Annotated in this window: 17 protein-coding genes; 12 read left to right on the top strand and 5 right to left on the bottom strand. The window is 40.3% G+C overall.

The window, feature by feature from the left end; translation table 11 throughout:
- Nucleotides 1-6 precede the first annotated feature (6 nt).
- From BLV00_RS15765 to BLV00_RS15755, 3 genes are all read left to right on the top strand, one after another.
- A complete protein-coding gene (locus tag BLV00_RS15765) occupies nt 7-129 on the top strand; it encodes an IS3 family transposase (RefSeq protein WP_425441642.1) in 123 nt (40 codons plus the stop codon).
- A gap of 342 nt (nt 130-471) precedes the next feature.
- A complete protein-coding gene (locus BLV00_RS15760) occupies nt 472-960 on the top strand; it encodes a cation:proton antiporter regulatory subunit (protein ID WP_093045927.1) in 489 nt (162 codons plus the stop codon).
- A gap of 1 nt (nt 961) precedes the next feature.
- Nucleotides 962-2,146 (top strand): cation:proton antiporter, encoded by a 1,185-nt coding sequence (locus BLV00_RS15755; protein ID WP_093045926.1) that lies wholly within the window; start codon nt 962-964, stop codon nt 2,144-2,146.
- A 113-nt stretch (nt 2,147-2,259) separates the two neighbouring features.
- Here the strand turns inward: BLV00_RS15755 and kapB are convergent, their stop codons facing one another.
- A complete protein-coding gene (kapB, locus tag BLV00_RS15750; protein WP_093045925.1) occupies nt 2,260-2,643 on the bottom strand; it encodes a kinase-associated lipoprotein KapB in 384 nt (127 codons plus the stop codon).
- 108 nt (nt 2,644-2,751) lie between these two features.
- On the opposite strand from kapB, the gene BLV00_RS15745 reads away from it, so the two are divergent.
- Nucleotides 2,752-2,955 (top strand): hypothetical protein, encoded by a 204-nt coding sequence (locus BLV00_RS15745; protein WP_093045924.1) that lies wholly within the window; start codon nt 2,752-2,754, stop codon nt 2,953-2,955.
- 128 nt (nt 2,956-3,083) lie between these two features.
- A complete protein-coding gene (locus BLV00_RS15740) occupies nt 3,084-3,665 on the top strand; it encodes a superoxide dismutase family protein (protein WP_176791627.1) in 582 nt (193 codons plus the stop codon).
- A 39-nt stretch (nt 3,666-3,704) separates the two neighbouring features.
- Here BLV00_RS15740 and BLV00_RS15735 read toward each other — a convergent pair whose 3' ends face one another.
- Nucleotides 3,705-4,874: a MalY/PatB family protein gene (locus tag BLV00_RS15735; RefSeq protein ID WP_093045923.1), complete on the bottom strand. Its 1,170-nt coding sequence runs from the start codon at nt 4,872-4,874 to the stop codon at nt 3,705-3,707.
- A gap of 167 nt (nt 4,875-5,041) precedes the next feature.
- Here BLV00_RS15735 and BLV00_RS15730 point away from each other — a divergent pair, with 167 nt between their 5' ends.
- Together BLV00_RS15730 and yugI are read left to right on the top strand one after the other, a co-directional pair.
- Nucleotides 5,042-5,518 (top strand): hemerythrin domain-containing protein, encoded by a 477-nt coding sequence (locus tag BLV00_RS15730; protein WP_093045922.1) that lies wholly within the window; start codon nt 5,042-5,044, stop codon nt 5,516-5,518.
- Between the two features lie 278 nt (nt 5,519-5,796).
- Nucleotides 5,797-6,195 (top strand): S1 domain-containing post-transcriptional regulator GSP13, encoded by a 399-nt coding sequence (yugI, locus tag BLV00_RS15725; RefSeq protein WP_093045921.1) that lies wholly within the window; start codon nt 5,797-5,799, stop codon nt 6,193-6,195.
- A gap of 66 nt (nt 6,196-6,261) precedes the next feature.
- On the opposite strand, the gene BLV00_RS15720 is transcribed toward yugI, so the two are convergent.
- Nucleotides 6,262-6,501 (bottom strand): DUF378 domain-containing protein, encoded by a 240-nt coding sequence (locus tag BLV00_RS15720; protein WP_093045920.1) that lies wholly within the window; start codon nt 6,499-6,501, stop codon nt 6,262-6,264.
- A 135-nt stretch (nt 6,502-6,636) separates the two neighbouring features.
- On the opposite strand from BLV00_RS15720, the gene BLV00_RS15715 reads away from it, so the two are divergent.
- From BLV00_RS15715 to BLV00_RS15705, 3 genes are all read left to right on the top strand, one after another.
- Nucleotides 6,637-7,803 carry an iron-containing alcohol dehydrogenase gene (locus tag BLV00_RS15715; protein WP_093045919.1) on the top strand — a complete coding sequence of 389 codons (1,167 nt, stop codon included), beginning with the start codon at nt 6,637-6,639 and terminating at the stop codon, nt 7,801-7,803.
- Nucleotides 7,804-7,955: 152 nt separating this feature from the next.
- A complete protein-coding gene (locus tag BLV00_RS15710; RefSeq protein ID WP_093045918.1) occupies nt 7,956-9,302 on the top strand; it encodes a glucose-6-phosphate isomerase in 1,347 nt (448 codons plus the stop codon).
- 200 nt (nt 9,303-9,502) lie between these two features.
- The gene (locus tag BLV00_RS15705) at nt 9,503-9,907 is read left to right on the top strand and encodes a YugN-like family protein (RefSeq protein ID WP_093045917.1); all 405 of its coding nucleotides are present in this window, start codon (nt 9,503-9,505) and stop codon (nt 9,905-9,907) included.
- Here the strand turns inward: BLV00_RS15705 and BLV00_RS15700 are convergent.
- Complete coding sequence (locus tag BLV00_RS15700) at nt 9,896-10,888, bottom strand: potassium channel family protein (protein ID WP_245728987.1); 993 nt, start codon at nt 10,886-10,888, stop codon at nt 9,896-9,898. The genes BLV00_RS15705 and BLV00_RS15700 overlap by 12 nt on opposite strands.
- A gap of 74 nt (nt 10,889-10,962) precedes the next feature.
- A complete protein-coding gene (locus tag BLV00_RS15695) occupies nt 10,963-11,535 on the bottom strand; it encodes a thioredoxin family protein (RefSeq protein WP_093045916.1) in 573 nt (190 codons plus the stop codon).
- A 185-nt stretch (nt 11,536-11,720) separates the two neighbouring features.
- Between BLV00_RS15695 and BLV00_RS15690 the strand changes: the two genes are divergently transcribed.
- Entirely contained in the window at nt 11,721-12,779 is a 1,059-nt protein-coding gene (locus tag BLV00_RS15690) for a M20/M25/M40 family metallo-hydrolase (RefSeq protein ID WP_093045915.1), read from the top strand.
- 214 nt (nt 12,780-12,993) lie between these two features.
- A complete protein-coding gene (locus BLV00_RS15685) occupies nt 12,994-13,209 on the top strand; it encodes a hypothetical protein (protein WP_093045914.1) in 216 nt (71 codons plus the stop codon).
- Nucleotides 13,210-13,257: the final 48 nt, after the last annotated feature.

Here is a 13,257-nt window from a genome sequence, read left to right as displayed (position 1 = left end):
GAAAGCATCGAACATTTTAAGCAGGAACTGAAAGAATACATGGACTACTACAACCATGAAAGAATCAAATCCAGGTTAAGTGGCATGAGTCCCGTTAAATACCGAGAACGTGCCCAGTTAACTGCTTGAATTAAAAAGTGTCCAATATTAAGGGGTCATTTCAGCTTTAGCTCGAGGAGGCTTGCCGGCTTCCCCGCGGAAAGCGGATCCTTCCCCACTCCCCTAAGCTCCCCCAAACAATATCTCGAAATCAAGCCTTCGACTTTACGGCCCTTTAGTGGAATAAGCCATTTATGAAAATAACCAAAAACGATTAATAGAGTCTTTTTATAATCGTCCATTTTTAGAAAGGATAATAACATACCCGATGATTTTATTATATAATACAAAAAAGTGTTAATATGGAGAGACACTGCTTAATATATAAATCATCTGAACGAATAGCTGATTGACAAGGAGGAATAGTCAAGGATGAACATTTCAGTTTCAAAACTCCCAGGTATCGGACAGAAAATCTCTCTGAAAACCGGAGAGGACAGCATGCTCGTTTTGATTGTCCACCATACGGGTAAGCGCGAATTGTATTTTTTTGACGATAAAGATAATGAGGAAGCAGATTTTGCCATGGACTTAACACCAGATGAAACCAGAGAATTAGGGGCTCAACTGCTTGGTGCGACCTACCAGCCTGTTGATGCCGACAAACTGAAGGTTTTTCAAAATCAAATTGTCATTGACTGGGTAGAATTGAAAAGTAATGCCTCCATTGCCGGTAAAACTATTGAAGAATCAGAAATCAGAAACAAGACTGGGGCGACCATTATCGGAATTGTACAGGGGGATGAAACGATAGCGATTCCTGAAGCAGATACTACATTGGAACCAGGGAATGTATTGATGATTATAGGAAAGCAAGATCAAATAGAAAGTTTGGCGGCATTGTGTAGAGGCGAGGAGTAATATGGCGGGTCATGAATTCCCCTCATTGTTAGGAGCTGGATTGATCCTCCTCATCATTTTTTATTTAGGTTACTTGAGTTTGAAAATTAAATTTCCAAATGTCATTCTATATATTCTTTTGGGAATTGTACTGGCAGATGTGGTCAGTGATAATGAATTATTGCATTTTGCCAGTGAAATTGGAATCGTATTATTATTCTTTTTATTAGGGTTGGAGTTCAGTGTCAAACGTCTTGGAGGTATTGCTAAGAAGATATGGCCTGCAGGCTTTTTGGATGTTTTTCTTAGTATGGGGGTCGCCATGGTGCTGGCCATGGGGTTCGGAATAGACTTATTCAACGCATTTCTGATCGGAGCGGTTACATATGCCACCAGTTCCTCTATCACTGCGAAATTATTAGATGATAAGGGGCGAATGGCGAATACTGAGACGGAATTCATCCTGGCTTTGTTGATTTTCGAAGATTTAGTTGCTCCAATTGCGATAGCAATCCTTATAGGGATCAGTTCAGGAGATAGTTTTACAGTAATGGACTCGCTTGTTCTGGTCGGAAAGATTATTGGTTTGACGGTAGGCGCGATTCTCCTCGGTAAGACGCTTTTCAAGCACTTTGGAAAATTTCTTGAAAAGATTGATGATGAAGACTTTAAGATTGCATTATTGGTTGGAATTGCACTTTCCTATGGAGGACTCGCATTATATCTTGGCCTTTCGGAAGTGCTGGGGGCATTTTTAGCCGGGATGATGCTGGCGGAAATCGGTAATATTGAACGGGTTCAGCAAACCATTGTACCGGTGAGAGAGTTACTGCTGCCTACTTTCTTCGTCTATTTCGGTACTTCCATCGAATTCGGCGATGGTATACCATTCCCATTACTATTAGTGGTATTGGTTCTTTGGTCTGTAATTGCTAAAGTTATTGTCGGTATAATTGGAGGCAAGATGTTCGGTCTCTCGAAACGATCATCTTTACGGGCTGGACTGTCGTTGTGTGCCAGAGGGGAATTCTCTGTAGTCATTGCGACTATTGCGAGCGGAGGTATCAAGATATTCAGTGGTATTTATATTGTAATTGCCGCTTTTCTTGGGATGGCTTTATTCGACTTTGCACCGAAGCTCACCAATCGTATCTACGGAAAACCCCAAAAAAAGAAAAAGAGTTTAAAAGTACCCGGAAACTTATAGAAGCTGCCCAGAATCGGCCAGGCAGCTTCTTTTTATGATTGGTATATTAAATGATGTTGTTGGTATTTGTTTTAGTAGCGGGGGGAAAATAACACCCCTAACATTAACCGAACCTAATGATTAAAATAGGATTTTTCCAGTGAAACAACCTTGTCGAATGCTTTTTGATTGAATTCTGATTCTTTACGATTCAATCGTTCTTTAAGCTTATCAACAGCTTGTCGCAAAGATTGCTCGTACTCAGGAATTTCTCCTTCAAATGCTTTGACAGCAGACTTAGAAATGTTAGCTTTTTCATGGTGACTCAATGCTTTACGTTCATGAAAGAATACATCCTCTGTCTTCCCAGGATTATGGAGATCACCTTGCATCGGGTGTTTTTCTACTGCTAGCACTTCTACTAAGTAAAATTGGTTACGATCCTCTAATATTTTACCGATATAACTGCCGGATTTATAATGGGCGATAACGGAATCGCCGATATTCAGTTCAGACATGGCAATACCTCCTTTTCCTCATTGTAACAAATAAAAGTATTTATATTTAAGACGATTGAAAAATTTGATATACTAACCATGTAACTTGATAAGGAAGTGATGCCATTTATGATGGAGTTTTTATATTTTCCAGAAGATAAAACGGAATATATTCCTGCAGTAATATCGCTAGGTGTATTTATTGCGCTTGCAGTCCTGGTCATGTTTTTAATCATGAGAGTTTCTAAAAAACAAGAGGAACGAACAGAAGAGCAGTTTGGACATCAACAAGAAAAGAAAGAATCATTATCATATAAACCACAGGGGAAATAATCCCCTGTTTTTTTATTGGATTTTATAATTTTTCCTGTTAAGGCTATTTACTATGACCAGTTTAAGAGGACAGTGTAAAAATAGGATATTTGGATAAGCTATGGGAAACAAGGGAAAGGACGTTTCTCATGGATTTTAAAAAGTGGTTTATGATAGGTTTCCTGGCGTTCATATTGATAGGTTGCCAAAATGAAAGCAGGTCAAATGCAACAGTCGGACTGTATAACAAGGATGGCGATATGATTGGGACTGCTAAATTAACGGAAACTTCTACGGGAGTAGAGGTACTGGTAAATGCGGAGGGGCTTGAACCGGGCCCGCATGGCTTTCATTTACATGAATTCCCGGTATGTGAAGGGCCTGATTTTACTAGTGCGGGCAACCACTTTAATCCCACAGGGAAGGTACACGGTCTGATGAATACGGAGGGCTCTCACGTGGGAGACATGCCCAATTTAGAAGCAGATGCATCAGGGAAGATAGTAGAAGCAAAAGCTACGCTGGCGGAAGCCACCCTGTTGGATGGAAAGAATTCACTGATGAAAGGGGAAGGCACTTCTTTAATCATCCATGAAGCGATCGATGATGGTTTTTCACAGCCTGCGGGCGAGGCTGGGGGCCGTGTAGCTTGTGGGAAGATTCAATTAAATGATGAGGGAGAAATGCCGACCGATCCAATGGAACAAAAAGGTAAAAAAGAAGAAGAATAAAAATGACGGGCTCCCGGTAAGGGGAGCCCGTCATTTTTATTAGCGGTTTTTCACAGCCTTTACTATGCGATTGACGCCTTCTTCCAGTGTAGCTTTTGGACATGCAATATTCATACGCATAAATCCTTCGCCTTCTATCCCGAAGGAGGCTCCATCATTCAACCCCACTTTTGCTGTTTCCTGCATAAATCTTTTCAATTCATCATGTTCCATTCCCATTTTCCTGCAATCCAGCCACAAGAGGTATGTTCCTTCAGGTTCTACGACTTCTATTTGGTCGGTTTCGTTTAAATATTTTTTAGCGAAATTCTTATTGTCTTCGATAACTTCAAGCAATTCTTTTAGCCATGCCTCACCATGTTTGTAAGCTGCTTCCAAAGCCGTGATTCCCATAGTGTTCAACATATGCATTCCTTGGGCATGGAACATTTCATCCATAGGCTTCTTCAGCTTATCATTCGCCGTTACAACATACGAAGCCTGGAGTCCAGCTAAGTTAAAAGTCTTCGTCGGTGAAAGACAGGTAATCGTTTTTTTACTGATTTCTTCTGATAAGGAAGCGATTGGCAGGTGTTTATGTCCGGATAATACCAGGTCAGAATGAATCTCATCCGAAAAAATGAGAACATCATGTTTCAGGCAAATATCAGCCATTTTTTTCAACTCTTTTTCTGTCCAAACTCTTCCCACCGGGTTATGAGGGTTACAAAGAATGAACGCTTTAACCTCGTTTTCCACGATTTTGTTTTCAAAATCTTCATAGTCGATTTCATAGCGGTTATCCTTATACATCAGCTTGTTTGTGATGACGTTACGGTCATGTTGCTCAATTACTTTATAAAATGGCGGATAAACAGGGGTTTGGATAAGCAGGTTATCGCCTTTTTTGGTTAATGCCTGTACGATCATATGTAGGCTTGGTACAACACCTGGACTATAACTGATCCATTTCGTATCGATCGTCCAGCCGTATTGTCTTTTCAGCCACTCATAAATGGTTCCTTCAACTAATTCATCCGTTATCGTATAGCCAAAAATCCCATGTGCTGCCCGTTCAGTCAAAGCATCTATGACAGCCTGAGGAGCTTGGAAATCCATATCTGCTACCCACATTGGGAGAACTTCATTTGATTTGAATAACTTTTCCGTCATATCCCATTTAACGGAGCGTGTGCCAGTACGTTCTCTTACTTCAGTGAAACGGCTCATCCATAATCCCTCCTGTTAATAATCTTCCTATATTTATCATAACCAAAAGTGAAAGAAATGAGAAATATGCTGTTTTTAGTGAAAAGTTTTGGGTGTTTGTGACAAACATCATGTTTAAGAGCTGGTTTTTACGCTATATTGATAAGGAATAACAGGAGGTGATAGAAATGTTGCGTGGTTACCGCCATATCCGAATGCAGGTGGAGCTGTTTTTGAAAGATCATCAATCATTACGGGAAGAAATGGGGATAATTGATGGTTGGTTGACTGATATTGAGCAGATGGGGCGACTTTCTGATGAAGAGTTGAAGAGGTTAGTTGTTCCGGTTAAGCATTTTTATGAACAGTTATCGGCTCACCTGACCTTGGAAGAACAGGAGCTATTTCCGCTATTAACAAAGGAAATAGAGGAGAAGGGATATCTTTATTTCACCTTTGAATTAGAACACCAACAAATGAAACAATATATAAAGCAATTCTTGTATATGGTTGAGCGCTTTCGGGATCGTACTGTGGGAATAGAAAAAGGGAATAGTATTCTGATTACTCTCCGATTCGCTTTAGAAGCTGTAGCCGCACATTTCATAAGGGAGGAAGAAATTCTATTTCCAGAGATCCTCAAATTGACCGGAAAAACTGTATAAAAAAAAGCAAAGCGGGCTTCGCTTTGCTTATACAGGGGGAATACGAGAAAGTCTTACGTTATTAAATATTGCCGAACTGAAACTACTTTAAACCTGTTTTTATAATTTTTTTCATAGTTTCATGGATTTTCTCACAACCTTTGATAATACTGTCATTTATCCTGTTTCTTAGCACTTTTGGTGCAATTTTTGACTATCCTTTGCCAGAAGCCCATTATTATGGTAGAATCAATAATTGCGTAAAAGTATAATAATATATAAATCAGGAGTTGTATAGCATGTCAGAGAAGTTCGAAACAGGTCAAGTATTAGAAGGTAAAGTTACTGGAATTCAACCATACGGTGCATTCGTTGCCCTTGACGATCAAGTCCAAGGCTTGGTTCATATTTCTGAAGTGACTCACGGTTATGTGAAAGACATCAATGAGCATTTATCTGAAGGCGATGAAGTAAAAGTCAAGATTTTGAATATTGATGAAGAGAAGAACAAATATTCTCTTTCTATCCGTGCTACTCAAGAAGCACCTAAAAAACAGCCGCGTCGTCCACGTAATTCCCAGCCTGCTCAAGCACAGTCTCAAGATAATAACCAAGCAGGTTTCAATACGTTGAAAGACAAGCTTCAAGAATGGATCGAGCAATCCGAAGATCGTTCCAAGACTTACAAAAACAATTAATTCAATCCTGATCAGGCTTGAATTAAAAATAGGCAGTCACGCTCCATGCGTGACTGCCTTATTTTTTTACCTGGTAGTGTTTGGTTCGGTACGGTCAGCCGTCTCCAGCTCAGGTTGGAAAAGGTAGGACATAGCGATAATGCCACTGATTCCAACCAGCGTATAGATGATGCGGGCAAACGCACCACTTTGTTCCCCGCCACCGAAAATCGCAGCTACCAAATCAAATTGGAATAATCCGATCAGTCCCCAATTGATCGCTCCGACAATCGTTAAAATTAATGCTATTCTTTTAAGTGTATCCATCTTTTTTACCTCCAATATTTAAATATATGTTCACTGTTAGGTTTGCTCGAAATTTATATAATATGCATATTGCTTATATTTTGAGAAATAATTGTTTTTTAGACATAATTGTAACGAAAGGAGTTTGATTTAATAATGGATGCTTTTACATTTCACAACCCGACAAAATTGATCTTTGGCAAAGGTCAACTAGAACAACTGCCGAAAGAACTTCCGCAGGATACCAAGAGGGTCCTTCTTGTTTATGGCGGAGGAAGCATCAAGAAAAATGGTATTTACGATAACGTAATGGAAAAATTGAATCAGTTCGGAGCGGAAGTATTTGAATTAACTGGGGTGGAACCTAACCCTCGAATTTCCACGGTACGAAAAGGTGTAGCCATATGTAAAAAAGAAAATATCGACTATCTCTTAGCTGTAGGCGGGGGCAGTGTAATCGATTGTACTAAGACCGTGGCAGCTGGGGCAAAATATGAGGGTGATGCCTGGGATCTTGTCACCAAAAAAGCTTTCCCTGATGGCGCTTTACCATTCGGTACTGTCCTTACACTGGCCGCAACTGGTTCTGAAATGAACGGTGGCGCCGTTATTACCAACTGGGAAACAAATGAAAAGTATGGCTGGGGATACCCTCCTTACACGTATCCTGCATTTTCAATTCTTGATCCCACACACACAATTTCAGTTCCTCGGGATCAGACAATCTATGGCATTGTTGATATGATGACTCATATACTGGAGCAATATTTCCATAATCCGACGTTGTCACCTGTTCAGGATGAAATGTGTGAAGGTGTGCTGAGAGCTGTTATCAAAACTGCTCCAAAGCTATTGAATGATTTGGAATCATTCGAACATAGGGAAACAATTCTTTACGCTGGGACAGTCGCTTTGAATGGTATGCTGCAGATGGGATACCGCGGTGACTGGGCTACACACAATACTGAACATGCAGTTTCTGCTGTCTATGATATTCCGCATGCAGGTGGATTGGCGATTCTGTTTCCAAATTGGATGAAACATAACTTGGCCAATGATCCAAACCGTTTCAAGAGGCTGGCTGTTAACGTGTTTGGCGTCAACCCTGAAGGAAAGTCAGATCGTGAAGCTGGTATGGAAGGGATAGAAGAACTACGTAAATTCTGGTCATCGCTTGGTGCCCCAGAAACATTGGCTGACTATGATATTGATAACTCTAAATTTGATTTGATTATCGACCGGGCAATGAAGCGCGGTTCTTTCGGGAATTTCAATAATTTAGAAAATAGTGATGTAGCTGCTATTTTAGAGATGTCCAAATAATAATAAACAAGCCGTCTGGTAAGTCGCCAGGCGGCTTTAAAAATAATTTCAGCTTGTATCCGTTTACATCAAAGTACGTGCTTGAATTGCGACAGTGGTTCCGCTAAAGTGAAATTGGATTAGTTTTATTTAGACGAACTGGAGGGATAAAAGTGACACATATTCGCTTTGATTATGAAAAAGCTTTACCTTTTTTTGGGGCACATGAGTTAGACTACATGGAAGATGCAGTGAAGCTTGCTCACCATGCATTACATGAAAAGACAGGAGCAGGCAATGATTTCCTGGGGTGGCTCGACCTGCCAGAGAATTATGATAAAGAAGAATTCAGCCGAATTAAAAAATCTGCTGAAAAAATACAATCCGATAGTGACGTTCTTGTTGTAATCGGAATCGGTGGTTCTTATCTTGGAGCCCGTGCAGCACTGGAGATGCTGAACCACAGCTTCTATAATGAGTTGAGTTCCGACCACCGTAAGACGCCACAAGTATTTTTTGTTGGAAATAGCATCAGCGCTCCATACATGAATGAACTATTTGATGTGCTGGAGGGTAAAGATGTCTCTGTAAATGTAATCTCAAAGAGTGGAACCACTACAGAACCTGCGATTGCATTCCGTTTATTCCGTGAGTTCCTGGAAGAAAAATATGGAAAAGAGGAAGCTCGTAAGCGTATTTATGCTACTACCGATAAACAAAAAGGGGCATTGAAGACGTTAGCCGATGAAGAAGGCTATGAAAGCTTTGTAGTTCCTGATGATGTCGGTGGACGCTTCTCTGTTTTAACTGCTGTAGGGCTGCTGCCGATAGCTGCGAGCGGAATAGACATTGACAGCATGATGGATGGAGCTAAAGCAGGGATGGATGAATTAAGTTCTTCTGAATTAAGTGAAAATCCTGCCTACCAGTATGCGGCTGTGCGGAATATCTTTTATAACAAGGGAAAAACCATTGAAATGTTGATCAATTATGAGCCGGCATTGCAATATTTCTCTGAATGGTGGAAGCAATTGTTCGGTGAAAGTGAAGGAAAAGACCAGAAAGGTATTTTCCCCGCTTCCGCAAACTTCTCGACAGACCTTCATTCTCTTGGACAATATGTTCAGGATGGACGACGTGACTTGTTCGAAACTGTATTAAAAGTGGAAAAGCCTAAATCTGATATCACAATTGAAGAAGATGAGCAAAACATGGACGGCCTGAATTATCTTGCTGGAAAAACTGTGGATCAAGTTAACGAAAAGGCTTATGAAGGTACGCTACTTGCCCACACGGATGGCCAGGTACCGAATTTGACAGTCCATGTACCAGAATTGAACGCTTATACCTTCGGATACCTTGTTTACTTCTTTGAAAAAGCATGTGCTATCAGCGGCTACTTGTTAGGTGTGAATCCTTTCGATCAGCCTGGCGTCGAAGCTTATAAGAAAAATATGTTCGCGCTATTAGGTAAACCAGGTTTCGAAAAAGAAAAAGAAGAGCTTGAAAAGCGTTTATAAAAATGTGAAAAGGCCTCTCTCCATTAAGGAGAAGAGGCTTTTTATTTCACTTTAAGAAAGTTTAACTTTGATAAAGGATTAAAGTATAAGAAAATACGAAGGCTTTCGCCCTAAGTACTTGGCGACAAGCCAAGTTTTTCTAATAGCATTCATAAGATTTCATCAAACGGGGGAGGTTAATTAAAAAAGGAGTGGTGTGTGTGATACCCGTTACTTCAAGACTGACAGGTGAAGTTTTTACTTTAAGCGAATTGGAACAAACACTAAAGCCCCTCGGCTATCAAGTAGGCGGTAATTGGGATTATGACCATGGGTATTTTGATTACAAGATAGCGGATGACGGGAGTTACCAGTTTCTTCGTGTACCGTTTACAGCCAGACAAGGGAATTTGGATGATTATCATGTCACAGTGGAGATGGGAGAACCTTTCTTGCTCGCCCATAAATATCAACGTGGCATGGATGATCATGTGCACGTATTTGTAGGCAAGGCTTCGATCGACCAATTTTCCGAGCCCGTCGATCCAGATGCTTCTGTCCCAGATGAAATGGTAGAGATCGGCAGAGAGCTCGTCCGGGAACTAGAAGCCCATTTACTTCGGTGAAAGTAGTACCAGCCGATCATCATCATGAATCGTTTCATCAGGATTCACATTGATCAGGAGAGCATCCTGCCTTATCAATCCGATTAATATAGAGGTCTTCTCTGCATAATAAGCTGCCCCTTTGGAAAAAGGCTGCTCAATCAAATGGGCGGGAGGAGTGAGTTCGTAAAATTGTTCCTCTGTCAGTATTTTTAACAATAATTTAAAAGGCTGAACCGGATCATTACGATAAAGTTCATGATAGAATAACGAGCTCATAAAATCATTAGAACGAATCACATCGTTTGCTCCTGCCCGTTCAGCATTTATAACTTGTTTCTCGGTCAAAATTTCCGCAAGGATATTTAAATCCGGGTTGCAGCCTTTCATCGCTACGATTCCTAATATTACTGATTGGTCGGATTCTTCTTCTCGTTTAGATGGATCAGCTGTTATCAAAGCTTTACGTGCCTGGGAGATATTCGCTTTAGATAAGGTCTCATCTTCATAAAAATCTCCTCTAATGAAGTGAACCGGATATTTGTTATAAGGAAGAGTTTTCATGCTTTTATCGATGACCACCACTTTTTCCGGATTTTTTTGGTTTTGCATAATATCAATCAGCTGCCTGGTTCGTTCATTCCATCCGACGAAAATAATATGGTTATTTCCTTTGAAAGCTACTTTTCCGTTGGACAAATCACGCTCATATTTGATTGTACTGGCAGAAACAGTTGCCATATAGAAAGTGACGATGCCTCCTCCAGCTAAAATAAGTAAGATTGCAACCATTCTTCCTACGGTACTTAACGGGACATAATCTCCATAACCAACAGTAGATCCTGTCACAAAAGCCCACCAAATACCATCAAAGATTGAAGGGAAATGTCCAGGCTCGAGAAAATGTATGACTATCCCGAAGAATGTCATGAATAGTATAACTGTAAGAAGAAGACGGATAAAGATGGGAAGTCGAAAATAAACTTGTACGAATTGATACAAGACATGACACCTCCTTTTTAACACCAGTATGGGCAATATAATAGTAGATAATACTAATCAAAAAGCCTGCCATCTCATGGCAGGCTTGATTCCAATTGTTTCAGGGATTGTTTTAGACTCTCATATACATCCTTCCAAAAATCCTGGTTATCCCGATAAGATTTAGTAATGAATTGAAACATCTGTTGCTGTTTCAGCTCGAAATCTTTGGGATCATGTTTCGGCAATGATTTTCTTGCCTGCTGAATGAATGTTTCAATCGATTCTGCCCGTGGCCCCCAGTTAGCTACCTCATTTCCTTCCGGATCAAAAAAGATGAAAATTGGAATCGATCTGGAAACTCCATTGGTCAAATATTGATCCATTAATTCTGGATTTTCATCACGGGATAATATATGCACGCTCATGTGACCTGCTTCAGCAAATTTTAACAGGATTGGTATGTTAAGCATCGCATCTCCACACCAATCCTCTGTCAATACGATTACTCTGAGGTTCTGTTTTTGTACCTGTTCGAAAAAAATCTGATCTTCTGTAGGCACCTGAAAATGTTCATATATATAAATGAGATCCTTTTGATGTTTCTCCATCGAATCTACATACTCCTGTGCTGTCACACCTTTTTGAAACCACTCTTCCAATGTCATGTATAGCTCCTCCTCTTAATATTGAACATATCAACAACCCATTCCCCGATTTATGACGTTTCATGCACAGTTTTGTAATAAAAAATGAAACTGTAATCAAAAAGATTTAAGGGCTGAAGTAATCCTTATTCACTTACCTGTTTTTTTGGTATCATGATACCAGTGATGTTTGAAGGAGGAATAATATGAAGCAAGAACGTCTTGATTTTCTATTCGATTTATTAAATACACCATCCCCATCAAGTATGGAAATGGAAATTCAGAAGAAATGGATCAAGGAAATGAAACCATATGCCGATAAAATAATCACCGATCATGCGGGTAACGCTATTGCTGTATTGAATCCGAAGGCAGACTTTAAAATTCTATTAGCTGGCCATAGCGATGAAATTGCCCTGGTCATCAATCGCATTGACGAAAGAGGGTATCTCCATTTTGACAAAATGGGTGGAATTAACCCGAAAGCTGCCATTGGAATGAAAGTAACAGTACTCGGATATCAAAAGACAGTGACAGGGGTTATTGGTGTCAATGCTCAGCATCATGGTGGCCTTAAAGATGATTTCGGGCTCGATGATCTATTTATCGATTGTGGGGCAAAATCGAAGGAAGAGATGGAAGAACTTGTACAAATCGGTGACTTAGCTGTTTATAAACGGGAACCTGAGCTGATGATGGATCGTTACATAGCCGGACGAGGTCTTGATAATCGGACAGGAGCCTTCATTGTAGGAGAAGTATTGCGCAGACTTTCGAAAAAGAAAGTGAAAGTAGGCGTCTATGCAGCTTCTACTGTCAATGAAGAAACGAACATGGGAGGAGCATATTTTGCAGCTGCCGGTATCGAACCTACGATGGCGATTGCCTGTGATGTGACATTTGCTACCGATTATCCAGGCGTCAATACCAACAAATATGGAGATGTACGCTTGGACGGGGGGCCGGTACTTGCTAAAGGAGCCCCAATCAATCGCAAAATCAATCAGCTGTTAGAAAAGACAGCCAAGTCCCTTGATATGGCTGTACAATACGAGTTGACTCCAAGGGCGACAGGTACGGATGCTGACCGGATGCGTTTGACTGGAAAAGGGGTACCGGTAAGCCTGGTTTCATTACCACTCCGCTATATGCACTCTCCAGTTGAAACAGCAAGTATCAGAGATATCGATCAAGAAATTGACTTGCTTGTTGAGATGATTGCGAATATGACAGGAAAAGAAAGCCTCAACCCACTTGAAGACTAATTTTTAGAAGAAGGGACACCAGATAATGGTGTCTCTTTTTTTTCACTTTAAGAAAGTTTACCTTTGTTAAAGGATTAAAGTATAAGAGAATACTAAGGCTTTAAGTACTTGGCGACAAGCCAAGTTTTTCTAATGGATGAATTTTCATGTGTACGCTGGCATATATTAAGGGTATGATAAGAACAAATGTTCGATGAAAGGGTGGTAGATGAGGATGAATGGCGTATTACATCGTGCACAGGATTCTGGCAAAAAACTTGAGATGATCTATGTAAGCTGTGATAACCAAATTACACACCGAATCGTAAAAGTGTTGCAGGTGAACGAGGAAGAAATACTGGCTTTCTGTTATAAGCGTCGCCAGGTAAGAAGGTTTAAAAAGAATAATATCCTATCTGTTGGTTCGATTAGAAAACAAATAGGGGCTTAACTCCATCTTTAGTTCAAAATAAATAAGTTGTTGTTTTGGCGGTTCTTG

Origin of the sequence: Thalassobacillus cyri (assembly GCF_900107755.1) — a bacterium.
GTDB classification, from domain to species: Bacteria; Bacillota; Bacilli; order Bacillales; family Halobacillaceae; genus Thalassobacillus; species Thalassobacillus cyri.
The sequence above is the reverse complement of the archived record's forward strand: the minus strand, read 5'-3'. Positions and strand labels throughout refer to the sequence as shown.

Excerpts from the sequence above, each read along its gene's own strand:
- BLV00_RS15760 (WP_093045927.1), top strand. The coding sequence starts at position 472 with ATGAACATTTCAGTTTCAAAACTCCCAGGTATCGGACAGAAAATCTCT.
- BLV00_RS15755 (WP_093045926.1), top strand. The coding sequence starts at position 962 with ATGGCGGGTCATGAATTCCCCTCATTGTTAGGAGCTGGATTGATCCTC.
- kapB (WP_093045925.1), bottom strand. The coding sequence starts at position 2,643 with ATGTCTGAACTGAATATCGGCGATTCCGTTATCGCCCATTATAAATCC.
- BLV00_RS15745 (WP_093045924.1), top strand. The coding sequence starts at position 2,752 with ATGATGGAGTTTTTATATTTTCCAGAAGATAAAACGGAATATATTCCT.
- BLV00_RS15740 (WP_176791627.1), top strand. The coding sequence starts at position 3,084 with ATGGATTTTAAAAAGTGGTTTATGATAGGTTTCCTGGCGTTCATATTG.
- BLV00_RS15735 (WP_093045923.1), bottom strand. The coding sequence starts at position 4,874 with ATGAGCCGTTTCACTGAAGTAAGAGAACGTACTGGCACACGCTCCGTT.
- BLV00_RS15730 (WP_093045922.1), top strand. The coding sequence starts at position 5,042 with ATGTTGCGTGGTTACCGCCATATCCGAATGCAGGTGGAGCTGTTTTTG.
- yugI (WP_093045921.1), top strand. The coding sequence starts at position 5,797 with ATGTCAGAGAAGTTCGAAACAGGTCAAGTATTAGAAGGTAAAGTTACT.
- BLV00_RS15720 (WP_093045920.1), bottom strand. The coding sequence starts at position 6,501 with ATGGATACACTTAAAAGAATAGCATTAATTTTAACGATTGTCGGAGCG.
- BLV00_RS15715 (WP_093045919.1), top strand. The coding sequence starts at position 6,637 with ATGGATGCTTTTACATTTCACAACCCGACAAAATTGATCTTTGGCAAA.
- BLV00_RS15695 (WP_093045916.1), bottom strand. The coding sequence starts at position 11,535 with ATGACATTGGAAGAGTGGTTTCAAAAAGGTGTGACAGCACAGGAGTAT.
- BLV00_RS15690 (WP_093045915.1), top strand. The coding sequence starts at position 11,721 with ATGAAGCAAGAACGTCTTGATTTTCTATTCGATTTATTAAATACACCA.
- BLV00_RS15685 (WP_093045914.1), top strand. The coding sequence starts at position 12,994 with ATGAATGGCGTATTACATCGTGCACAGGATTCTGGCAAAAAACTTGAG.